General features: G+C 33.8%; 22 protein-coding genes and 1 riboswitch. Of the genes, 6 read left to right on the plus strand and 16 right to left on the minus strand.

Annotation, left to right across the window (positions count from 1 at the left end):
• Nucleotides 1-133: 133 nt before the first annotated feature.
• A complete protein-coding gene (locus tag ISP08_RS08590; protein ID WP_195718350.1) occupies nucleotides 134-367 on the plus strand; it encodes a glutaredoxin family protein in 234 nt (77 codons plus the stop codon).
• Between the two features lie 48 nt (nucleotides 368-415).
• On the opposite strand, the gene ptsP is transcribed toward ISP08_RS08590, so the two are convergent.
• The 5 genes from ptsP to auxA form a co-directional block, all read right to left on the minus strand.
• Nucleotides 416-2,131, minus strand: coding sequence for a phosphoenolpyruvate--protein phosphotransferase (gene ptsP / locus ISP08_RS08595; RefSeq protein WP_048794213.1), 1,716 nt, complete (start codon nucleotides 2,129-2,131; stop codon nucleotides 416-418).
• A gap of 2 nt (nucleotides 2,132-2,133) precedes the next feature.
• Nucleotides 2,134-2,400: a phosphocarrier protein HPr gene (locus ISP08_RS08600; RefSeq protein WP_048794214.1), complete on the minus strand. Its 267-nt coding sequence runs from the start codon at nucleotides 2,398-2,400 to the stop codon at nucleotides 2,134-2,136.
• Between the two features lie 176 nt (nucleotides 2,401-2,576).
• Nucleotides 2,577-3,119, minus strand: a complete 543-nt coding sequence (locus tag ISP08_RS08605; protein ID WP_195718351.1) for a DUF697 domain-containing protein — start codon at nucleotides 3,117-3,119, stop codon at nucleotides 2,577-2,579.
• A gap of 57 nt (nucleotides 3,120-3,176) precedes the next feature.
• Nucleotides 3,177-4,346, minus strand: a complete 1,170-nt coding sequence (locus ISP08_RS08610; RefSeq protein ID WP_195718352.1) for a class I SAM-dependent rRNA methyltransferase — start codon at nucleotides 4,344-4,346, stop codon at nucleotides 3,177-3,179.
• A 209-nt stretch (nucleotides 4,347-4,555) separates the two neighbouring features.
• Nucleotides 4,556-5,845, minus strand: a complete 1,290-nt coding sequence (auxA, locus tag ISP08_RS08615; RefSeq protein WP_195718353.1) for a lipoteichoic acid stability factor AuxA — start codon at nucleotides 5,843-5,845, stop codon at nucleotides 4,556-4,558.
• Nucleotides 5,846-6,118: 273 nt separating this feature from the next.
• Between auxA and graF the strand changes: the two genes are divergently transcribed.
• From graF to ISP08_RS08635, 4 genes are all read left to right on the plus strand, one after another.
• Complete coding sequence (graF, locus tag ISP08_RS08620; protein ID WP_195718354.1) at nucleotides 6,119-6,253, plus strand: glycopeptide resistance-associated protein GraF; 135 nt, start codon at nucleotides 6,119-6,121, stop codon at nucleotides 6,251-6,253.
• Between the two features lie 81 nt (nucleotides 6,254-6,334).
• Nucleotides 6,335-6,435, plus strand: a riboswitch (TPP riboswitch).
• Nucleotides 6,436-6,524: 89 nt separating this feature from the next.
• The gene (locus tag ISP08_RS08625; RefSeq protein WP_048794218.1) at nucleotides 6,525-7,100 is read left to right on the plus strand and encodes an ECF transporter S component; all 576 of its coding nucleotides are present in this window, start codon (nucleotides 6,525-6,527) and stop codon (nucleotides 7,098-7,100) included.
• 12 nt (nucleotides 7,101-7,112) lie between these two features.
• Nucleotides 7,113-8,519 carry an ABC transporter ATP-binding protein gene (locus ISP08_RS08630; protein ID WP_195718355.1) on the plus strand — a complete coding sequence of 469 codons (1,407 nt, stop codon included), beginning with the start codon at nucleotides 7,113-7,115 and terminating at the stop codon, nucleotides 8,517-8,519.
• Nucleotides 8,512-9,318 (plus strand): energy-coupling factor transporter transmembrane component T family protein, encoded by an 807-nt coding sequence (locus tag ISP08_RS08635; protein ID WP_195718356.1) that lies wholly within the window; start codon nucleotides 8,512-8,514, stop codon nucleotides 9,316-9,318. The genes ISP08_RS08630 and ISP08_RS08635 overlap by 8 nt, the downstream gene beginning before the upstream one ends.
• Before the next feature lie 69 nt (nucleotides 9,319-9,387).
• On the opposite strand, the gene purD is transcribed toward ISP08_RS08635, so the two are convergent.
• Genes purD through purE form a run of 11 tightly spaced genes read right to left on the minus strand, consistent with a single transcriptional unit; the run spans nucleotide 9,388 to nucleotide 20,607 of the window.
• The gene (gene purD / locus ISP08_RS08640) at nucleotides 9,388-10,626 is read right to left on the minus strand and encodes a phosphoribosylamine--glycine ligase (RefSeq protein WP_195718357.1); all 1,239 of its coding nucleotides are present in this window, start codon (nucleotides 10,624-10,626) and stop codon (nucleotides 9,388-9,390) included.
• 20 nt (nucleotides 10,627-10,646) lie between these two features.
• Nucleotides 10,647-12,125 carry a bifunctional phosphoribosylaminoimidazolecarboxamide formyltransferase/IMP cyclohydrolase gene (gene purH, locus ISP08_RS08645; RefSeq protein WP_195718358.1) on the minus strand — a complete coding sequence of 493 codons (1,479 nt, stop codon included), beginning with the start codon at nucleotides 12,123-12,125 and terminating at the stop codon, nucleotides 10,647-10,649.
• A 12-nt stretch (nucleotides 12,126-12,137) separates the two neighbouring features.
• The gene (gene purN / locus ISP08_RS08650; protein WP_195718359.1) at nucleotides 12,138-12,704 is read right to left on the minus strand and encodes a phosphoribosylglycinamide formyltransferase; all 567 of its coding nucleotides are present in this window, start codon (nucleotides 12,702-12,704) and stop codon (nucleotides 12,138-12,140) included.
• Complete coding sequence (purM, locus tag ISP08_RS08655) at nucleotides 12,701-13,735, minus strand: phosphoribosylformylglycinamidine cyclo-ligase (RefSeq protein ID WP_195718360.1); 1,035 nt, start codon at nucleotides 13,733-13,735, stop codon at nucleotides 12,701-12,703. The genes purN and purM overlap by 4 nt, the downstream gene beginning before the upstream one ends.
• Nucleotides 13,728-15,215: an amidophosphoribosyltransferase gene (purF, locus tag ISP08_RS08660; protein ID WP_195718361.1), complete on the minus strand. Its 1,488-nt coding sequence runs from the start codon at nucleotides 15,213-15,215 to the stop codon at nucleotides 13,728-13,730. Before purF ends, purM begins: the two co-directional genes overlap by 8 nt.
• A complete protein-coding gene (gene purL, locus ISP08_RS08665) occupies nucleotides 15,194-17,383 on the minus strand; it encodes a phosphoribosylformylglycinamidine synthase subunit PurL (protein ID WP_195718362.1) in 2,190 nt (729 codons plus the stop codon). Before purL ends, purF begins: the two co-directional genes overlap by 22 nt.
• Entirely contained in the window at nucleotides 17,376-18,047 is a 672-nt protein-coding gene (gene purQ / locus ISP08_RS08670; protein WP_195718363.1) for a phosphoribosylformylglycinamidine synthase subunit PurQ, read from the minus strand. Before purQ ends, purL begins: the two co-directional genes overlap by 8 nt.
• On the minus strand, nucleotides 18,047-18,307 hold the full coding sequence (gene purS, locus ISP08_RS08675; protein ID WP_048794228.1) for a phosphoribosylformylglycinamidine synthase subunit PurS: 261 nt from the start codon (nucleotides 18,305-18,307) through the stop codon (nucleotides 18,047-18,049). Before purS ends, purQ begins: the two co-directional genes overlap by 1 nt.
• Nucleotides 18,307-19,011 (minus strand): phosphoribosylaminoimidazolesuccinocarboxamide synthase, encoded by a 705-nt coding sequence (gene purC, locus ISP08_RS08680; protein WP_195718364.1) that lies wholly within the window; start codon nucleotides 19,009-19,011, stop codon nucleotides 18,307-18,309. Before purC ends, purS begins: the two co-directional genes overlap by 1 nt.
• Complete coding sequence (gene purK, locus ISP08_RS08685; RefSeq protein WP_195718365.1) at nucleotides 19,011-20,138, minus strand: 5-(carboxyamino)imidazole ribonucleotide synthase; 1,128 nt, start codon at nucleotides 20,136-20,138, stop codon at nucleotides 19,011-19,013. Before purK ends, purC begins: the two co-directional genes overlap by 1 nt.
• Nucleotides 20,125-20,607, minus strand: a complete 483-nt coding sequence (purE, locus tag ISP08_RS08690; RefSeq protein WP_195718366.1) for a 5-(carboxyamino)imidazole ribonucleotide mutase — start codon at nucleotides 20,605-20,607, stop codon at nucleotides 20,125-20,127. The genes purK and purE overlap by 14 nt, the downstream gene beginning before the upstream one ends.
• A 206-nt stretch (nucleotides 20,608-20,813) precedes the next feature.
• Here purE and folD point away from each other — a divergent pair, with 206 nt between their 5' ends.
• Nucleotides 20,814-21,671 carry a bifunctional methylenetetrahydrofolate dehydrogenase/methenyltetrahydrofolate cyclohydrolase FolD gene (gene folD, locus ISP08_RS08695; RefSeq protein ID WP_195718367.1) on the plus strand — a complete coding sequence of 286 codons (858 nt, stop codon included), beginning with the start codon at nucleotides 20,814-20,816 and terminating at the stop codon, nucleotides 21,669-21,671.
• The last annotated feature ends 20 nt before the right edge of the window (nucleotides 21,672-21,691 follow it).

Here is a 21,691-nt window from a genome sequence, read left to right on the forward strand (position 1 = left end):
GATGGAATTGTTATGGTTCATTTGAAAATTGACAAATTAATGACGTGTCACAGACAGTTCACAAACTTGATTTCTTATGTTGTATCTCTTATATTATGAAATAGTATTTCACTTTGAAAGGATTTTGTATTAAATGTCTAATGTTATTATCTATTCACAAAATGATTGTCCACCTTGCACGTTTATTAAAAATTATTTAACTGAAAAAAATGTTGATTATACTGAGAAAAACATTTCTTTAAACTCAACATATCGCAACGAAATGATAGATTATGATGCTTTTGCAACACCATTTATTCTTTTAAATAATGAGCCTATGTACCAAATTGACATGGACAAAATCAACGCTGAACTAAATATTGAATAAAAAAAGAAGTTTATTAAGTGCTACACTTAATAAACTTCTTTTAATTTACTATTTAGTATATTGTTTAACTAATGTTTGAACTTCTTCTGAAGTTGCTGCATTAATTGCACGATTAGCTAATTCTTGCATTTCAGACTGACTTAATTCTTTGATTTGACGACGTGCTTTCAAGATTGAAGTAGCACTCATAGAGAATTCATCTAATCCTAAACCTAATAATAATGGAATAGCAATTTCATCTCCAGCCATTTCGCCACACATACCAGTCCATTTACCTTCATTATGTGAAGCTTCGATTACTTGTTTAACTAAACGAAGAATCGCAGGGTTATAAGGTTGATATAAGTATGAAACACGTTCTGACATGCGGTCCGCTGCCATAGTGTATTGGATTAAGTCATTAGTACCAATGCTGAAGAAGTCAACTTCTTTAGCAAAGACATCTGCTAAAGCAGCAGTAGAAGGAATTTCTACCATGATACCTAATTCGATATCATCAGAAACTTCAACACCTTCTTGTTTTAAGTTTGCTCTTTCTTCTTCTAATAATGCTTTAGCATCGCGGAATTCTTGAATAGTTGCAACCATTGGGAACATAATATTCAATTTACCGTACGCTGAAGCACGCAATAAAGCACGTAATTGTGGTCTGAAAATATCTGGTTGATCTAGACATAAACGAATTGCTCTATAACCTAAGAACGGATTCATTTCGTCAGGTAAGTTTAAGTAAGGAAGTTCTTTATCGCCACCTACATCTAATGTACGCACGACAACTCTTTTACCTTCCATTGACTCAATTACTTCTTTGTATGCCTCAAACTGTTCATCTTCAGTTGGCAACTGGTCTCTACCCATGTATAAGAATTCAGTACGGTATAAACCAATACCTTCAGCACCATTTTCTAATACACCTTTAATATCGTTTGGCGTACCAATATTAGCTGCTAATTCTACATGATTACCGTCTAATGTTACTGACTCTTCATCACGTAACTTTTGTAAATCTTTTTTATCTTCAAAGAAACGTTCACGTTTATTTTGATAAGCGATAACTTCGTCATCAGTAGGATTAACAATAACTTCCCCAGTTAAACCGTCAACGACTATCATATCACCTTGTTGAACTTCATCAGTGATTGATTTAGTACCTACAACAGCAGCAATTTCCAAAGAACGACTCATAATAGCAGAGTGTGAAGTTCTGCCACCAATATTAGTAACAAAACCTTGTACAAATTCTTTATTTAATTGCGCAGTGTCTGAAGGTGTTAAATCATTACCAATTATAACAACGCTTTCATCAATCATACTAGGGTTTGGTAATTCAACGCCTAATAAGTTTGCTAAAATTCGTTTTCTCACATCGCGAATATCTGCAGCACGTTCTTTCATGTATTCATTGTCCATGCCTTCAAAGATAGCGATAAATTGGTCTGTAACTTCAGTTAACGCTGTAGGTGCATTAACCTGGTCATTTTTAATTTTGTCTTCGATTGGTTGAATTAACTCTGGATCATCTAAAACTAATAAGTGCGCGTCAAAAATAGCTGCTTTATCAGCACCTAAATTTTGTTCAGCATTATTTCTAATTTTAGTTAATTCAATTTTAGATGTATTGATAGCCTTTTGAAATTTTTCTACTTCAGCAGATGCATCAGCAATCTTCTCATTGTCGAATGATAAGTCTGGCTCAACTAGTAAATAAGCCTTAGCTATTGCCACACCATCAGAAGCAGCAATCCCCTTAATATAATTAGTCATAATTATTCAGTAAGTCCTTCTTTAGATAATACTTCTGTAATTGCATCAATTGCTTCTGCTTCATCGCTACCATCTACATAAATTGTGATTTCAGCATCTTTACCTACACCTAAACTCATAACACCCATAATAGATTTTAAGTTTACTTTTTTGCTATTGTATTCTAATTGAATATCAGAATCGAATTTTGAAGCAGTTTGTACAAGCATCGTTGCTGGACGTGCGTGAATACCTGTTTCATCAATAATTACGTAAGATTTTTGTTCCATATGTGTAAATCTCCTTCATATAGTTAGAATTGTTAGTTTATTATAAAACTTAACATAGTTTTATACGTTTACATTACCAAAAAAATTATATAAATTCAATTCGTTAAGCCCTAGACATGATAATAATCAGCGATTATTTCCCTGTTTTTTGAAAGCGCTACGACTTAAAAATTTCTTTATATTATTGAGCGAATTACTTTTTCGCATTTTTCTACGTGATCTTGCCCTATTTTTTTCATGAAATAATAACTAATTGACGCAGATATAGCTTGCCCTACTATAGGGAACCACTTTGTTTGTTTAGCAGCTGTACGTTTAGCCACATCTCTAATTACTACTTTCAATAAGGTACTAGACACTTTTCTACCAACGAATTGGCTCCCTTGAATTGCAGCAGCCGTATAAATACGTTCTTTTACATCATCACCTAAATTATTAACTTGCTTATGATCAACACCATAAATTTTATTAATATCTTCAATAATGTCTCTCATTAACTTCAAGTCCACACCAAAATCTAAACCTGGTATTGGTACAATGCTGACACTAGACGATAATATAGCTTTTTTTCTAATTAGTGCTTCTGCACGTTCTCTACGATTTGCAATTTCGTCATTAGTTGTTGGTAAATTATTTTTAGCATCAATTTCTTCAATATTTAATACTTTATTACCGAATTTATTAGTTAATTTATTTGTAACTTTATTTTTAATTCCCATTTTAATCTACTCCTCCATTTGTGCGCTTAATAATTTAAATACCCTTTTTTCAATAAATTATTTAATTTGCAAGAAGATAGCTTTTAAATATTTGGAAGGTTTGTAATGTGGATGTGTTTTGAAATCTTTAGGCAATCCCATGACTTCTATCAATTCATAATCTACATCGGCATTATCCAATGTATCATTAATTACTTTTTTAAATGCTTTGAGTGAGAATGTACTATTGTTCGTGCACAATAACAGATTGCCGTCTGGACCTAAAATATCTAATGCACCTAAAATTAACTTGTCATAATCTTTTGTAACAGAAAATGTTTTCTTTTTATTTCTAGCAAAACTTGGTGGATCGATTACAATCGTATCGTAAAAATGATCGTGACGACGTGCATAATTAAAGAAGTCAAAAGTATCCATTACATAAATATATTGAGATTTAGGATCAATGCCATTCAAACCAAAATTATCTTCTGTAAGACCACGTGAACGATTAGCTAAATCAACGCTCGTAGTACTATTAGCTTCATTAGCAGCTACAACTGAAAACGCACCTGTATAACTAAATAAATTTAAAACATCACGTTCTGTTGAGAATTTGTCTCTTAACTTTTTACGTACTTCTTTTTGGTCTAAAAAGATACCAGTCATTAAGCCATCATCTAAATTCACATTGTAAAAAGTATTGTTTTCTTCAATTACAATTGGGAATTCTGGAGCTTCACCCGTGACATAACCACCCGTTAACGTTTCATCTTTAAAACGCATTTTTTCATATATAGACGTATATTCAAATACCGCTTCAATTGCTTTCAATATTAAATATCTAAATTTGTAAATTCCTTTTGAATACCATTGAATTAAAAGATGACCGTTATAATTATCAATAGTTAAACCACCAACGCCATCACCTTCACTATTAAACAATCTAAATGCAGAAGTACCATCTAAATTATAAAAATAAGTCCTTTCTTCGTTTGCAATGTGAAATAAACGTTCAAAGTAAGACGCATTTATCTCTTCTTCTTTATCATAACTTAGTACCCAACCTATACCTTTATGTTGTCTACCAACATAACACGTTGCAATATACTCCTCTTTATTTGTCACTAAATAAAATAAATCCCCTTCTTTTAAATGGTCATGTGCGTATATATCGTCTTCTTCAATTAATGGATATTGATTATTATATTTAGTTTCTTTTCCTCTATTTAAAGTGGCTGTTTTCATAATTTGCCGACCTTTCTTTATATATAGTTTATAGCGCTTTTTATTTTAACATGTTGTTTACACTGTAGCACATCACAAATGTGAATATTTAATCTCTTAATTTCTACTAAAATGTAGCGTTTGTAACAACTTATAAACTTTAAAACACAAAAAAATACAACTTAATGGCCTCAATTACAAAACCATTAAGTTGCATTAATCTAATTATTTTAATGTCTTAGTTTGATTACAAATGAAACGATAACCGCAATTAACATGATAAATAGAATTGGCGTAATGAAAATAGATAACAACAATCCGTGAACCATGATATTTACAAATTCTGTAAGTAATTTAAAGAACAGCAAACTAATCATAAATAGCTGTAAATAATAAAATTTATCGCGTAAGAAATTAGTGAGTGTAGTTAAAATGTAAATAATAATTACAAACATTAATAATAGTAGTGTCACCCATTCAATCACATATTGTGTTTGAGAAATTTCCCATTCACCTGATACGAATAAACTATTTCTATTATTAAATTCAATCAATGTAAAGAATAATAGAACCGCACCACAAAATAATTCAACGTATGCAGTCTTCAACCATTTAGGCTTCTTCATCCAATTTGGTACGTCATCTTCTTGAATATCTATAATTTCTTTCCATTTGTTAATAAATTTATCTTTCTTATCACGCAATTTCTGTAAGTCAACACTTCTACGTGTTTTACGCGTAAATTCAGTTGTTCTATCTTGTAAGTTTTTCCAATGTTCTTTTGTTTGATTTGTCATAGAATCTTTACTCATGCGAGAAAGTTCTGGCTCTTCTTCACCTAATTCTTGTTTAGTAAGTGGAAGTGATCTTCTTAAAAACAAGAAATTCCATATAGACATTTGTCCTAATATCCACATGATTAAAAAGAATGTATTAATACTTAAGATATCTATTGGTAAAATTTCATCGCTGTCTATACGACTGTATAGTACAATTTGCGTCAATAGATAAACAATGCCATAACTAAAAATTATCCATAGATAGTGATACTTGCGATGATTAGGATTCAATTCGTCTTTATAAACGATATATCCTATATGAATAGCGAATGGCACTATAAATAATACCGCAAAGAAGCTATAAATTTGTGTCATTAAAATGATTGTTATTAGGAAGTATAAAATTCCTACTACTAAGAAGAATATGGAAATATCATAATCATATTTAGTCGTACGATATAATGTAAAACCTAAATAAATAACTAAAGCACCAAATAGAATTATTATAATGGCACTAACAACTGGGAAACTACCTATATAATTACTCGTCACCCTAATAATTTCACCGAAAAATGCATTAATAAAGTCCCAAACATTATGAATATGTAATTCTATCTTATCTTTACCATTAAGTTTATTAATTAATGATAGATTAAGTAATATAATGACACTTATCAAAATCGACACTATACCAATTACATAGCTATATAATATTTCGGCGTGTTTTTTCAAAAACGACATACCATTCACCTCAAAGTTATTATAAACGAACTTAAGAATCTTGTCTTTAATTAAACCGATAAATAAGTCTATAGTATGATATAAAATACACACACATTAAACTTTCCACAGTTTGTTTTATTTTAAACAAACTTCAATTAGTTAAGAATACCTTATTTATACGATTTCTTGCAATAGTAATATAATTAATTTGTTTTAAATCTTGTGAACGAGGTAAACACATCTGTATAACAACTTTATATAGTAAAACGCTAAAATAAGGAGTGGTTACCTATGAGTAAAGAAGAAATGCACAAAGACGCAGCTGAACAAGCTAAAAATGCTGAAAATGAACTAAAAGATAAAAAAGAAAATGGTTCTGATAATCACGAAGAAACAAAGAAAAACGTTCAAGATTTATTTGAATAAGGATGTAAGATGTCAAATTTCTACTTACAGTCTTGACAAACTATATTAAAAGGCATACATTAAGGTTAAATTAAAACTTAATATACGCACTAGGGGTGTTTTGTAACTGAGATGAGGATTGCCTCAAACCCTTTGAACCTGATCTAGATGAGACTAGCGTAGGAAAGTGTACAATTATAATTATTAATTCATTAATTTTTTTGTATAATTATGCCTATAATTACGCACAACTTCTAGAGAGGTTGTGCGTTTTTTTATGGAGGAATGTTACATGTCAAAAGGTTTAAAACTATCAGAAATACTAGTCACAATACTTATTGCTATCGTTTTTGCAATTATCTATAATATTTGGAATTTCGTGTATAAAGCATTTCAAGTATCTGGACTTCATATAGAAGAAATTACTTATGGCGCTTGGTTTATGGCAGCTGTAGTGGCCTACCTTATTATTCCCAAAGCAGGTATTGCCTTATTAGCCGAATTTGCTGCCGGTGCTGGTGAAACTATTATTATGGGTCGTTTCGATATCGCTACAATGATTTACGCTTTCGTTCAAGGTTTAGCCTGTGAAATTATATTTGCAATTTTTAGATATAAATCCCGAAAAGCTATCGTCGCAATTTTAGCAGGGTTATTAACTGCTATCTCAACGTTACCGTTAGACTTTGCTTATGGTTACTTAGCATCGCTAACAAGTTGGAACTTAACACTTTACATTGTTTTTCGTTTGTTAGGCGGTATATTAGTTGCTGGCCTACTCTCTTACTATATAGTTAAGGCACTCGATCAAACAGGTGTTACGAGATTATTTAGACCCTCATCAAAAGAAGATTACGATAATTTATAAGGAGCGTTGTATGTGTTAGTAGCAAAAAATTTACGCCTAAAATACCCAAACGCCAATAAAAAGATTTTTGATGGGTTGGATATTACAATTAAAGAACAAGAAAAAGTCCTATTACTAGGACCCTCAGGGTCAGGTAAGAGTACTTTGTTAAATGTACTTAGCGGCATAGTACCTGAATTGATAGAACTACCATTAAAATATGATCAATTAGATAGAGATGTAAATAGTGGTGTTATTTTTCAAGACCCTGATACACAATTTTGTATGCCAAAAGTCTATGAAGAACTCGCTTTTATTTTAGAAAATAGACAAGTACCGAGAGAACAAATGGATGAAGAGATATCGAAAGCCTTGCAATCTGTTGGTTTGTCTGTAAATAAAGACCAATATGTAAACCAATTAAGTGGTGGTATGAAACAAAAATTGGCAATTGCAGAAACGTTGTTACAAAATGCCAACACATTATTTCTAGACGAACCTACTGCAATGTTAGACGTTGAAGCGACAGAAGCGCTTTGGTCAAAAATTAAGTCATTGTGGACTAATCAAACCGTACTCATTGTCGAACATAAAGTAGCTCATATTTGGGAACACATTGATAGAGTCATTTTATTCGATTATGACGGCAATATTATTGCAGATGAACAACCGCAATCAATATTAACTAACTATGAACATCTACTAACCGAATATGGAGTTTGGCATCCTAAAGCCTGGGATTATGCACCTCAACCTATCAAACAACATACAGTAGAAAAGACAGACTACCAACTTCGGCTCGAGCAATGCACGATAAAAAGAGACAAACGCGCGTTGATTAAAATCAATGAATTAACGATAAATCAAGGTGAATGGATTACAATTACTGGGGCTAACGGAAGTGGGAAAACATCTTTATTAGAATCTTTAATGCAACTTATTCAATATGAAGGAACTATGTATTTTAACAATAAAATTATCCGTAAGATAAAAGATATTGCACACCATGCCTTTTTAGTTTATCAAAATCCTGAATTACAATTTATCACTAACTCTGTTTATGATGAAATATATGTACAATATTCAAACTATAGCGATACTGAAGCGCAGCAGAAAACAGAAGCAATGTTACACGAGCTGAATTTAACTGAAGTTAAACATCAACACCCTTTTGAACTTTCTGTAGGACAAAAAAGACGTTTAAGCGTTGCTACCGCATTAAGTTCTGAGGCTGAAATCATCTTATTAGATGAACCTACTTTCGGTTTAGATAGCCATAATACATTTAATCTTATCAAATTGTTTCAAGAACGTATTAACAAAGGACAAACTATCGTTATGGTTACGCATGATTCTGAAATTATAAAACGCTATTCTACACGAAGAATACACGTAGAAAATAAACAACTCGTAGAAATGTTAGGTGAAGCACATGTTTGATTTATGGAAAACACGATACACCTTCTTAGATGATGTTAATATTATTACGAAATTGGCACTATCAGTATTATTATTTTTCTTAGTAATATTAATTCACCAATTTGATTTAATGATTTACTTGGCGTTACTTACGGTTTTATTTTTATTGATTTTTAGTGGTATCAAATTAAGAGTCACATTTATATTTATACTCTTCACAATGCTATTCAGTATAGTGTCGGCACTATTTATGATTTTTTATGGTAATGGTACGCATATGTTATTTAAACTCGGCTTCATTCAAATTTCTATAGAAAGCTTAATTAGAGGACTACATCTTTCGTTAAGAACGATGACCGTCTCATTCTTTGGTTTGTTAGTCGTATTCTCTTCGCAAATCGTGATGATTTTTTATAGTTTAATGCAGCACTTAAAAGTTAAGCCCAAGTTCGCATATGCTTTTATGGCAGCAGTAAGAATGGTGCCTCTTATGTTAAGTTCATTTGTACAATTGAGAAGAACGTTAAAAATGCGTTATCAAATGATACCTTCAAAAAACTACAAAGGATTAAATCGTTTTAAACATTTATTAATTCCTATGCTAAGTCAAAATATTAGAAAAGCACATCAACTTTCAGTAGCTATGGAGAAAAAAGGCTTTAAAGATGGTCCACGTACGTATTATTATTATGTTCCATTTTCATATAAGGATATTATTTTAATCGTCGTGATGATTGTGTTAGTAGCTTTAGCCTTTGTATTGGCACACTTCATACCTATTACTAGCATTGATGACGTAAGAGTTAATAATATTTATTAATGCCTCATATAAATAGCAAAAACGTCAATTTCTATCTTAATCAGATAAAAATTGACGTTTATTTTTACTTTATTTTATCGCTTTATTGCTTATATCATTTCTATAGTATAAAGCATCACTTTCAATGTTTCTTACAAGATTGTATGCTTGCTGCTTCGCTTTTTCGATATTTTCACCTTGTCCTACAGCTAATATAACTCTCCCACCGCTTGTTACATAATCATCATTTTGTAGCGTAAGGCCACTTACAAAATAATTACCATTTAAAGTGAAGCCTGCAACGCGCTCCCCTTTTTCGTATGTACCTGGATATCCTTTCGAAGCCAACATTACACCAACAAAAGCATCATCTTTCCATTTAAATTGAATAGGTCGTTTTTGCTCTAGATCGATGATGTGTTGCATTAAGTCGCTATCCATACGACTTAATAACACTTGCGCTTCAGGGTCCCCAAAACGTGCATTAAATTCAATTACTTTTGGACCTTCTTTAGTAATAATAGCACCTATATATAATACACCAAAAAATGAATAACCTTCCTCATACATAGCTTTTGCTATCGGTTGCGCTATCGTTTCGTTTGTTTGCTGTAATATATCTTCGCCGATGTGTGGAACTGGACAATAAGCTCCCATTCCGCCTGTATTAGGCCCTTTGTCGTCATCAAATGCACGTTTATGATCTTGTGCAATACAATCGAAAGGTACTGCATAATCACCATTAACAAAGGTCATCAGTGAAAATTCTTCTCCTTCTAAAAATGTTTCGAAAACGACAAGTTCATCACCATTTTCATAAAATGCTTGTACTGCTTCAAGTGCCTCATCATAATTTTGCGCTATGATAACGCCTTTACCTGCGGCTAAACCATCTTTTTTCAAAACAATTGGGTAATCACATTGTTCAATGTATGTTAACGCTTTGTCCTTATTATTTATCTCTTGATAATCAGCGGTTGGAATATTGTGTCTTTCCATGATTTGTTTTGCAAATGACTTTGAACCTTCAATTTGAGCTGCAATTTTATTTGGTCCAAATACTTTAATACCTTCAGCTTGAAGTTTATCTGTTAACCCTTCTGTCAATGGTTGCTCAGGTCCAATAATAGCCCAATCTATATTATGAGCTACCGCAAATTCAACGATTGTTGCATGGTCATTTTCAGCAATCTCTTTATGGACTTCTGCAATATTTACCATAGCGTCATTGCCAGGAATCGCAAATAAATGGCTAACTAGATTAGATTGATTAAGTTTAAAAGTGAGTACGTGTTCTCTACCACCCGAACCTATTACAAGAACTTTCATTTTTTCAACCTACCTTCCATTTAATGTTTAAAGTGACGTACACCCGTCGTTACCATAGTGATTCCATATTTATTTGCCATATCAATTGATTCTTGATCTTTAATTGAACCGCCTGGTTGAATTATTGCTTTAATCCCTGATTGGGCAGCTAATTCTACCGTGTCTCCCATTGGGAAGAAACCATCTGATACAAGTGCGACATTATCATTCATTTCAATTGCTCTTTCGATGGCAATTTTTGCCGATCCTACACGATTCATTTGACCTGCACCAATACCAACAGTTTGTTTATCGTTTGTTAAAATTACTGCATTACTTTTAACCGAGCCCACAACTTTCCAGCCAAGTAGCATTGCTTTCCACTGTTCTTCTGTAGGCGCAACTTCCGTTACGACTGACATGTCTTCACGTTGAATCTTTTCATTATCTTTGTCTTGAACAAGATACCCACCTGAGACTGATACAAGTTCTTGTTCATCATTATCGATATGCATACCAATTTCTAACAATCTAATATTTTTCTTTTGTTTTAAAATATTCAAAGCTTCTTCACTATATTCGGGAGCAATGACTACTTCTAAAAAGATCTCATGTAATTTATTGGCAAGCGTGGCATCAACTTTTCTATTTAAAGCAACAATACCACCAAAAATGGATTGACTATCTGCTTCAAATGCATGTGTATATGCACTTTCTATGTCATCACCTATACCAACCCCACAAGGATTCATATGTTTTACTGCTACCGCTGCTGGTTGCTCAAATTGTTTTACTAATGCTAATGCAGCATCTGCGTCCTTAATATTATTGTAGCTTAGTTGTTTACCGTGTAATTGCTCAGCACCACCCAATGTATGCTTTTCATTTGATGTGCGTACAAAATATGCTTCTTGTTGCGGATTTTCTCCATATCGTAAACTTTCTTTATTATTGTTAAAAAAGTCAACGATTGCTGCATCATAACTATTCGTATGTTCAAACACTTTAATCATTAACGATTTTTTGTATTCATAACCTAAAGTATTATTTTTCACTCTTGAGATTACCTCATCGTAATCTGCTGGATGCACAATAGTCGTCACATGTTTAAAGTTTTTCGCAGCCGCTCTTAACATTGTCGGTCCACCGATATCTATATTTTCAATTGCATCACTTTCGGTTACGTCGGGATTAGCCACCGTTTCTTTAAATGGATATAAGTTAACGACTACCATATCGACTAAAGCTATATGTTGTTCTTTTAATTGTGCTAAATGTTCTGGTTTATCTCTATCAGCTAAAATACCGCCATGTACTGCTGGGTGTAATGTTTTTACGCGTCCATCTAATATTTCTTCGAACTGCGTTAATTCAGAAATTGAATGAACTTCCACGCCTGCTTCTTTAATTGCACGCATAGTGCCACCAGTTGAATAAAGTTCATAATCTTGTTCTGTTAAAGATTTAGCAAAATCTACAATACCAGTTTTATCGGAAACACTTAAAATTGCTTTTTTCATTTTTCGCACCTCTTATTGTATAATTTCAGCGATTACTTCGGGATATAGTTTATGTTCTAATTGCTTAATTCGTGTTTCTAAGCTCTCTTTATTATCATCGGGGTAAATTGCGCAAGTACGTTGCGCAATTATCTCGCCCGTATCCATACCACTATCTACATAATGAACCGTTGTACCTGTGATATCATCACCACTATTTAATGCTTGGCCAACTGCATCTTTACCTTTATATTTCGGTAACAACGATGGATGAATATTAAGAATCCTTCTATCATATGCATTAAGAATTTCCGTGCCGATTAATTTCATATAACCTGCTAAGACAATCCATTCAACTTTTTCAGAAGTTAGCCATTCTAAAATTTTACGTTCATAATCTTCTTTAGAATCAAAGTTTTTCAACTCGTTGATATGTACATCTAATTTAAATTGTCTCGCTCGTTCAATACAACTTGCCGTCAATTGGTCAGTATATAATGCTGTCACTTCTATATTAGGTAACAAACCTTGTTCAATTTGTGTCATAATATTTTCGAAGTTGCTCCCGGAACCAGAAGCGAAAATAGCTATTTTAGTCAATTTGATACCCCCGTTATTTGTATAGGTTCATCGCCTTCAGCAATTTCACCTATAACATAAGCGTCTATATCGTGCTGTTTAGCAATTTTTATAATTGCATCGCTATTTTCTTTATCTACTACTAAGGTATAACCGATACCCATATTAAATACGTTGTACATTTCATTTGTAGGTATATCACCGTGTTGTTGTAACCATTTAAATATTTTTGGTACTTCATAGGCATTGGCATCAATTTTAGCAGTAACTCCCTCAGGTAAAGCTCTAGGAATATTTTCATAAAACCCGCCACCTGTAATATGAGTCATTGCATATACTTTAAATTGATTTAAAATATCAAGCACTGGTTTCACATACAAACGTGTAGGTTCTAAAAACGTTTGTAAATAAGTACGGTTTTCATCAAAATAATCGTTTAAGTTAATACCTGAATTAGCGATAATTTTTCTAACAAGACTGTACCCATTTGAATGAATACCACTTGAACCCAACCCGACAAGTACATGTCCAGCTTCTACTTGAGCACCATCAATATAGGCGTCTTTTTCAACTGCACCAACTGCAAATCCAGCTAAATCGTAGTCTCCTTCGTGGTACATATCTCCCATTTCCGCAGTTTCTCCACCAATTAACGCAGTATTTGTTTGTTCACATCCATCGCTAACACCTTTAACAATTTGTTCGATAACTTCAGGAATCACTTTATTTGCCGCAATATAATCTAAAAAGTATAACGGCTGTGCACCAGTTGTTAAAATATCATTCACACACATTGCTACAACGTCGATACCGATTGTGTCATGTTTGTTATTGTCAATCGCTAACTTAAGCTTAGTCCCAACGCCATCTGTACCTGAAACAAGTAACGGCGCTGTCATATTTAACTGAGATAAATCAAATGTTGCGCCAAAACCACCTAATCCACCAAATACTTCTTTGCGCATCGTACGTGCTACATGACTGGAAATTCTTTCAACAGCTTCATATCCCGCATTAATGTTAACGCCTGCATTTTCATAAGCTTTAGACATATTGATTTCCCTTTCTATCAAAGTATTGTTTATTGCTAGTTAAAAACGCTTGTTGACGTTCACTTAAATTAGCATTAAAACGTGCCTCATAGTCGTATAAACCAGCTGGATAATCTCCAGTAAAACTTTCAACACATAAACCACTGTAAGGTTCTTCTTCATCAATACCTATTGACTCAATCAGACCATCTACCGATAAATAAGCTAATGATTCAGCACCGATATATGTTTTAATTTCATCTGGTGATTTGTGGGCTGAAATTAATTCTGCCGTCGTCGATACGTCGATACCGTAAAAACTTGGAAACATAAATTCAGGTGACGCGATCCTAACATGTACTTCGTTTGCACCTGCATCCTTTAATAGTCTTACTATTCGCTTACATGTCGTACCACGTACAATTGAGTCATCAACTAAGACAATGTTTTTACCATGAACAATATCTTTAACAGCTGATAATTTAACTCTTACGCCTTGTTCTCGTAGTGCCTGTGTAGGTTGTATAAACGTTCGGGCGATATATTGGTTTTTTACTAATCCCATTTCATAAGGTAAATTTAATTCTTCTGCGTATCCTGTTGCTGCGGATAGTGATGAGTTCGGTACGCCAATTACCATATCCGCATGTGCTGCTGGACTTTCTTGCGCTAGTCTTTTCCCTGTAATTTTCCTTACAGCATGTACATTTTTACCTGCAATAGTTGAATCTGGTCTAGCAAAATATATATATTCCATTGCTGAAATTGCAGTAGTCGTTTCGTGAGTATATGATTCTACACGTACGCCTTCATCATTAATAACGACATATTCTCCGGCATGTATGTCTCTTACAAATTCGCCGCCGAGTACATCAATCGCACACGTTTCGCTTGCCAAGACATATTCACCCGTCTGTAACTGACCGATTACTAATGGACGAATGGCATTTGGATCAACAGCACCATACAGTGCATCTTTGGTTAACAAAGCAAACGTAAAGCCACCCTTAATCGTGCGTAAACTTTCTTTCAGCGCTTCTTCAAAAGTTGCCGCTCTACTTTTACGTATTAAGTGCATGATAACTTCTGTATCTGATGAAGAATGAAATATAGAACCTTGTTCTTCCAATTCTTGACGTAAACTTTGAGCATTAATTAAGTTACCGTTATGACAAACAGCGACACTCATATCGTAAAAGTGATATAAAAAAGGCTGAATGTTCTCAATGCCTTTATTACCAGAAGTAGCATAGCGAACGTGACCAATGGCATGACCAAATGATTTTAGTGATTCCAAACTTTGTTCAGAAATCGCTTCTGTTAATAAACCTAGTCCTCGCTCACCAACAAGTTCTTCATTATTTGAAGCTACTATACCTGCACCTTCTTGACCACGGTGTTGTAAACTTTGCAAACCCATATAAGTAAGATGTGCCGCTTCATTATGATTCCAAATACCGAATAACCCACACTCTTCGTTTAGTCCTTTGTAGTCATACATTGAGCAATTGCTCCTTCCCACACTTCTTTTAGATTTGATACTTTATCTTTCAATAAACTATCTCCGTTAGAAACAACAAACTTATTATCATGTGTAAATGAACCTATTGCTACCGCGCCCTCTATGTTCAGAGGTTGATCATCCTTAACGGCGACGACGTAACGTCCTTGCGTTTCACTAAATAATTGTGCGTTAGTAAGAGACAATGAAACGTCCATACCTAAATCATAAAATGCACTCATACGTGCTAATGTGATTGCTAAGCCACCTTTACCAACGGTTTGCACATGAGACGCTCTACCATCACGTACTAAATTTTTAACTGCTTCACCTTTTTGCACTTCTTGTGATAGATCTATTTCTTCCGATTCATGATTAACATCTGTATATAATAATTTTTCGATTTGGCTACCACCAAAATCATCTTTAGTTTCGCCTACAATGTATAACTTATGTCCTGCTCTAGGTTGGAAATCAGCAAGATAATCCACATCTTCAATCAATCCAACCATACCTACTACAGGTGTTGGAAAAATAGAAGTACCTCTAGTTTCATTATAAAGAGACACGTTTCCTGAAACGACAGGTGTATTTAATATGTCACAAGCTTCCGACATACCTTTTGTAGATTCTATTAGCTGCTGATAAATTTCTTTCTTTTCTGGAGAACCATAGTTCAAACAATCTGTCATTGCCAACGGTGTCGCACCAACGGCAATTAAGTTTCTATACGCTTCAGCAACAACCATTTTCCCACCTTGATAAGGTTGGTTATAGACGTATCTTGCTTCGCCATCGATAGTTGACGCAATTGCTTTGTTCGTACCTTCAACCCTTACCACCGATGATTGTAAACCAGATTTAATGATCGTATTTGCACCAACTTGCTGGTCGTATTGTTCATATAAATACTTTTTAGAAGCTATCGTAGGATGTTTCAACAAGTCGTTAAACACCTGTTCAACATCGATATCGTCATAGTTATTTTTTTCTTGATTGTAAACTTGTTCTTCACCTTCTAAAACATACACCGGCGCTTCATCAGAAAGTGGTTGGACTGGAATATCGGCAAACACTTCACCTTCGTACGTTAAAACAAAACGATCTGTATCTGTTACTTCTCCAATTACCGCACTATCCAATTCATGATAGTCAAAAAGGTCTAAAAATTTCTGTTCTGTTCCTTTTTCAACAACTAGCAACATACGTTCTTGAGTTTCTGAGAGCATCATTTCGTATGGTGAAATACCTTGTTCGCGGGTAGGTACTTGTTCTAATTTCAAATGCAAACCACTACCGCCTTTAGCTGCCATTTCGGATGAAGAAGATGTTAAACCTGCCGCACCCATGTCTTGAATACCAACTAACTCATCATATTTAATTGCTTCCAAAGTTGCTTCCATTAATTTTTTACCTACGAATGGGTCTCCAATTTGGACAGAAGGTCTTTTACTTTCACTATCTTCACTCAACTCTTCAGATGCAAAAGTTGCACCATGAATACCATCTCTACCTGTTTTTAATCCTACATAAATTACTGAATTGCCAACACCTTTGGCTGTTCCTTTTTGCACCATATCGTGGTCAATAATACCCACACACATCGCGTTTACTAAAGGATTCCCATCGTATCTATCGTCAAATTCGATTTCACCTGCTGTAGTTGGAATACCTATACAATTACCGTAACCACCAATACCTGCAACGACACCTCTTAATAAGCGACGATTTTGTTTTACAGATAACTCTCCAAATCTCAAACTATTTAACAAGTTGATTGGTCTTGCCCCGATAGACACAATATCTCTAATAATGCCACCGACACCCGTTGCAGCACCTTGATATGGTTCTACTGCCGATGGATGGTTATGGGATTCAACTTTAAAAACAACTGCTTGATCATAACCGATATCTACAACGCCTGCACCTTCACCTGGCCCCATTAATACGTGTTCCCCAGTAGTTGGAAATTGTTTCAAAAATGGTTTTGAATGTTTATATGAACAATGCTCACTCCACATCACCGAAAAGATACCTAATTCAGTAAAATTTGGTTCTCTGCCTAAAATGTCACAAACTTTACTGTATTCTTGATCGCTAAGACCTACATCTTTATACAATTGTTCTGTTTTAATTTCAGTTGCGCTTGGTTCGATAAATTTAGACATTTTGTTCCCTCCAACTATTAACCATTGCCTCAAACAATTTAATACCACTGTCTGTACCTAATATTTGTTCTAATGCCCTTTCAGGATGAGGCATCATGCCACAAACGTTACCTTGTTTATTTACAATACCTGCTATATCTTTATAAGAGCCATTTGGGTTGTCATGATAAGTTAAAATAATTTGATTATTTTCTTGCAACTCATCATACATAGCTTGTGTACAGTAGTAATGACCTTCTCCATGAGCAACAGGATAGACAACTTCTTCATTTAACTCATATAAATTTGTAAAACGCGTATGATTGTTAACAACTTTTAACCTTTCGTTTCTACTCACAAATATATGTGCGTCATTATGTAATAATGCGCCAGGTAAAAGACCAATTTCAGTCAAAATTTGGAAGCCATTGCAAACACCTAAAACAGGTTTACCTTCGTCAGCTAAACGTTTAACCTCCGTAATGATAGGCGCTACACTAGCCATTGCGCCTGATCTCAAATAGTCACCAAATGAAAATCCACCAGGAATTAATACACCATCAAACCCATTTAAAGAAGTTTCACGATAGTCCACATATTCGACATCAACACCTGATTTAACAGCCGCATTGTACATATCACGATCACAATTAGATCCTGGAAATTTCAATACTGCAAATTTCATTAGGCTTTCTCTCCTTCTTCAACCACTTTGTAGCTATATTCTTCGATTACGGTATTGGCAAATAATTTTTCACTTAAAGTAACGACTACATTATGTACTGCTTCATCAGTTGCTTCGTCTACTGTCATATACAATAATTTACCTACTCTAATATCGTTAACTTGCGTATAGCCTAAGTCATGTACCGCACGATTAAGTGCTTGTCCTTGTGTGTCTAACACTTGTGGTTGTAACGTAATATGCAATTCAATAGTTTTCATTATGCTAATGCCTCCAATTTATTTAAAAATGTTTGATACGTTTCAATAATTGAGCCTCTGTCTTCTCGATACACATCTTTATCAAAATTTGTGTCACTATATTTGTCCCAAATACGACAAGTATCCGGAGAAATTTCATCTGCTAATATAATGTCGCCTGCGTTTGTAATTCCAAATTCTATTTTGAAATCAACTAGACGTAGTTCCATTTTGTCCATTAATTGAATTAATTTATTATTAATTTCCAAAGCTTCATTTTTTAATTGAGTTATTTGAGTATCATTTGCAATATTTAATAGTTTTACGTGGTCATCTGTAATTAAAGGGTCATTTAAATCATCATTTTTATAGAAAAACTCGACCAATGGTTGTTCAAATATTTGCCCTTTTTCAAAACCTAAACGTTTAGTAATTGAACCAGCAGCAATATTTCTAACTACGACTTCTAAAGGTATAATTTCTACTGCAGTAACAAGTTGTTCAGTTTCTGAAATTTGTTCGATAAAATGGCTATTTAGGTTTTGAGATTTAAGAAAATTGAAAATATTCGAAGTAATTTGATTATTCAATCGCCCTTTACCTTCAATCACATCTTTTTTAGCACCATTACCTGCCGTTACTTCATCTTTGTATTCTACTCTTAAAATATCTTCTTCTGCTGTAGCGTAAATTCTCTTAGCTTTTCCTTCATATAACAACGACATTAGTTGTTTCTCCCTTCAAACTGTTTGATTAACATTGATTCGGTTTCTTCTATATTATTAGTCAGCACTGTTAAATGCCCCATTTTTCTATTAGGCTTTCTATCTACTTTGCCATAAATATGTACATGCCACTCAGGCATTGTACTAAATTTAGTCTCAAGTAAATCCAAATCTTTTCCTAATAAATTCATCATAATAGTAGGTTTTAGTAGTGTAATATCTGTAGGTAAAACTTGACCCGTTATGGCTAATATATGTGTATCGAATTGCGAGAAATCACATGCTTCAATTGAATAATGTCCTGAGTTGTGAGGACGAGGAGCTATTTCATTTACATACAAATTATTTTGTTGATCGACAAAAAACTCTACAGTAAACGTTCCTATAAAATGTATCTGATTTATTATTTTATTAACTTCATTTCTTGCTTCTTGTTCTTTGTCAGAACGTGCAGGCACCACAGTTTTAAATAAAATTTGCTGTCTATGTTCATTTTCTTGTAACGGGAAAAAAGTAACACTTTGATTATTACCAATCGTGACAGTTAAAGATAATTCTTGAGTTAACTGTAAATATTGTTCTGCAACACATTCTTGTTGCGCTATAAGTTGACGCGCTTCATCTAAGAAAGTATTATCTTTCACTAATATTTGACCCTTGCCATCGTAACCCCCAAATCTTGTTTTAAGGATAAATGGATAGTCGAGTGTTTCAATTGCATGAACAAGTTCATCTTCAGAAGAAACACGTAAAAAAGGAACAATTTGTGTATTTGCCTGTTGCAATGTTTGTTTCTCAGTTAAACGATCTTGCAACAGCTCAATCGCTTCATATCCTTGCGGAATATTATATTTAGTAACAAGTTCTTTTAATTGCGGTGCAGAAATATTTTCGAATTCATATGTAATCACGTCTGAACGACGTCCTAACTCATTTAATGCATCAATATCATTATAGTTCGCATTTATGAAGTCATGTGCTACATATTGACAAGGACATGCTTTATCTGGGTCTAAAACAATAACTTTATAGCCCATTTTTTGAGCTGATTGCGCCATCATTTTACCTAATTGGCCGCCTCCGATAATACCTATCGTTGCTCCGAAATGTAAGTTAGTCAATTTCACGCTGCATTTCCCCCACTTTCTCCACTAGAGATTGGTTATATTGCATTAAATTCTGTTCAACTTGTTGATTATTAATACTAAGTATTCTGGCTGCAAGTATACCGGCATTTTTAGCACCTGCTTTGCCAATCGCTGTCGTTGCCACAGGTATACCTCCCGGCATTTGTACTATAGAAAGTAATGAATCTAAGCCCTTTAAACTTTTAGACTCAATAGGAATACCTATAACCGGTAAGGTAGTCATTGAAGCAACCATTCCCGGCAAATGTGCCGCTCCTCCAGCGCCTGCAATAATAACGTCATAGTCATTTTGACGTGCATTATTGGCAAAATCGTACATTAAGTCAGGCGTACGATGTGCTGAAACAACCTTTTTATCGTACGGTATTTCAAAAGTATCGAGCATTTTGCAACTCTCTTGCATAATTTCCCAGTCAGATGAACTACCCATAATTACTGCCACTTTCAATCTGAACACCCTTTCAAAAATTTGAAATGTTAGTACCTGAAGATGTATATTACAGATATAGCATAACAACAAAGTTATGTATTTTCAATCAAAAATCGAACTTTCAAAGAAATTTTGTGTTGAATTTACGTTTTTTGCTTATAATTAACAGCTTTTTATGTTATAAAGTTAAGATAAAGTTTGTTATTTGAAGGAGGAATTATATAATGGTTGCCAAAATATTAGATGGTAAGCAAATTGCGCAAGACTATAGACAGAAGTTAAAAGAAGAAGTTGAGTCATTGAAAGAGCAAGGTTTTACTCCTAAATTATCAGTTATTTTAGTAGGTAATGATGGCGCAAGCCAAAGCTATGTTAATTCTAAAAAGAAAGCTGCCGAAAAACTTGGTATGATTTCAGAAATCGTACATTTAGATGAATCTACGTCAGAAGAAGAAGTCTTAAACGAACTAAAACGTTTAAATGAGGATGACAGCGTAAGTGGTATCTTAGTCCAAGTTCCTTTACCAAAACAAGTTAGTGAACAAAAAATAATCGAGTCAATTAATCCAGATAAAGATGTTGATGGTTTCCATCCAACAAATATTGGTAAACTTTATATAGATGAACAAACTTTTGTACCATGTACACCACTAGGTATTATGGAATTATTAAACCACGCAGACATTGACATCGAGGGTAAAGAAGCAGTTATCATTGGTCGCAGTCATATTGTGGGACAACCTATTTATAAATTGTTACTACAAAAAAATGCTACAGTTACAATAATGCATTCAAAAACTAAGGACATGCAAAGTCATCTTAAAAATGCAGATATTATTGTAAGTGCAGTGGGTCAACCCGGTATTGTATCAAAAGATGATGTTAAAGAAGGTGCTGTAGTCATCGATGTCGGTAATACACCTGACGAAAATGGCAAATTAAAAGGCGACGTTGATTATGACGACGTAAAAGAAATTGCTGGCGCCATCACACCTGTACCTGGAGGCGTAGGTCCAATGACGATCACAATGGTACTTAATAATACTTTATTAGCTGAAAAAATGCGTAGAGGGATTAAATAAATCCTCGCCTGCTCTATAGC

The sequence above is a fragment of the Staphylococcus lloydii genome (assembly GCF_015775975.1).
Taxonomy (GTDB): Bacteria; Bacillota; Bacilli; order Staphylococcales; family Staphylococcaceae; genus Staphylococcus; species Staphylococcus lloydii.

What these genes read in the sequence shown, in the direction of transcription:
- purF (WP_195718361.1), bottom strand. Translation starts at nt 15,215, where the DNA reads ATGTATGACTACAAAGGACTAAACGAAGAGTGTGGGTTATTCGGTATT.
- auxA (WP_195718353.1), bottom strand. Translation starts at nt 5,845, where the DNA reads ATGTCGTTTTTGAAAAAACACGCCGAAATATTATATAGCTATGTAATT.
- ISP08_RS08605 (WP_195718351.1), bottom strand. Translation starts at nt 3,119, where the DNA reads ATGGGAATTAAAAATAAAGTTACAAATAAATTAACTAATAAATTCGGT.
- purH (WP_195718358.1), bottom strand. Translation starts at nt 12,125, where the DNA reads ATGAAAAAAGCAATTTTAAGTGTTTCCGATAAAACTGGTATTGTAGAT.
- ISP08_RS08610 (WP_195718352.1), bottom strand. Translation starts at nt 4,346, where the DNA reads ATGAAAACAGCCACTTTAAATAGAGGAAAAGAAACTAAATATAATAAT.
- ptsP (WP_048794213.1), bottom strand. Translation starts at nt 2,131, where the DNA reads ATGACTAATTATATTAAGGGGATTGCTGCTTCTGATGGTGTGGCAATA.
- ISP08_RS08590 (WP_195718350.1), top strand. Translation starts at nt 134, where the DNA reads ATGTCTAATGTTATTATCTATTCACAAAATGATTGTCCACCTTGCACG.
- ISP08_RS08600 (WP_048794214.1), bottom strand. Translation starts at nt 2,400, where the DNA reads ATGGAACAAAAATCTTACGTAATTATTGATGAAACAGGTATTCACGCA.
- purD (WP_195718357.1), bottom strand. Translation starts at nt 10,626, where the DNA reads ATGAAAGTTCTTGTAATAGGTTCGGGTGGTAGAGAACACGTACTCACT.
- graF (WP_195718354.1), top strand. Translation starts at nt 6,119, where the DNA reads ATGAGTAAAGAAGAAATGCACAAAGACGCAGCTGAACAAGCTAAAAAT.
- purC (WP_195718364.1), bottom strand. Translation starts at nt 19,011, where the DNA reads ATGTCGTTGTTATATGAAGGAAAAGCTAAGAGAATTTACGCTACAGCA.
- ISP08_RS08635 (WP_195718356.1), top strand. Translation starts at nt 8,512, where the DNA reads ATGTTTGATTTATGGAAAACACGATACACCTTCTTAGATGATGTTAAT.
- purS (WP_048794228.1), bottom strand. Translation starts at nt 18,307, where the DNA reads ATGAAAACTATTGAATTGCATATTACGTTACAACCACAAGTGTTAGAC.
- folD (WP_195718367.1), top strand. Translation starts at nt 20,814, where the DNA reads ATGGTTGCCAAAATATTAGATGGTAAGCAAATTGCGCAAGACTATAGA.
- ISP08_RS08625 (WP_048794218.1), top strand. Translation starts at nt 6,525, where the DNA reads ATGTCAAAAGGTTTAAAACTATCAGAAATACTAGTCACAATACTTATT.
- purQ (WP_195718363.1), bottom strand. Translation starts at nt 18,047, where the DNA reads ATGAAATTTGCAGTATTGAAATTTCCAGGATCTAATTGTGATCGTGAT.
- purM (WP_195718360.1), bottom strand. Translation starts at nt 13,735, where the DNA reads ATGTCTAAAGCTTATGAAAATGCAGGCGTTAACATTAATGCGGGATAT.
- purL (WP_195718362.1), bottom strand. Translation starts at nt 17,383, where the DNA reads ATGTCTAAATTTATCGAACCAAGCGCAACTGAAATTAAAACAGAACAA.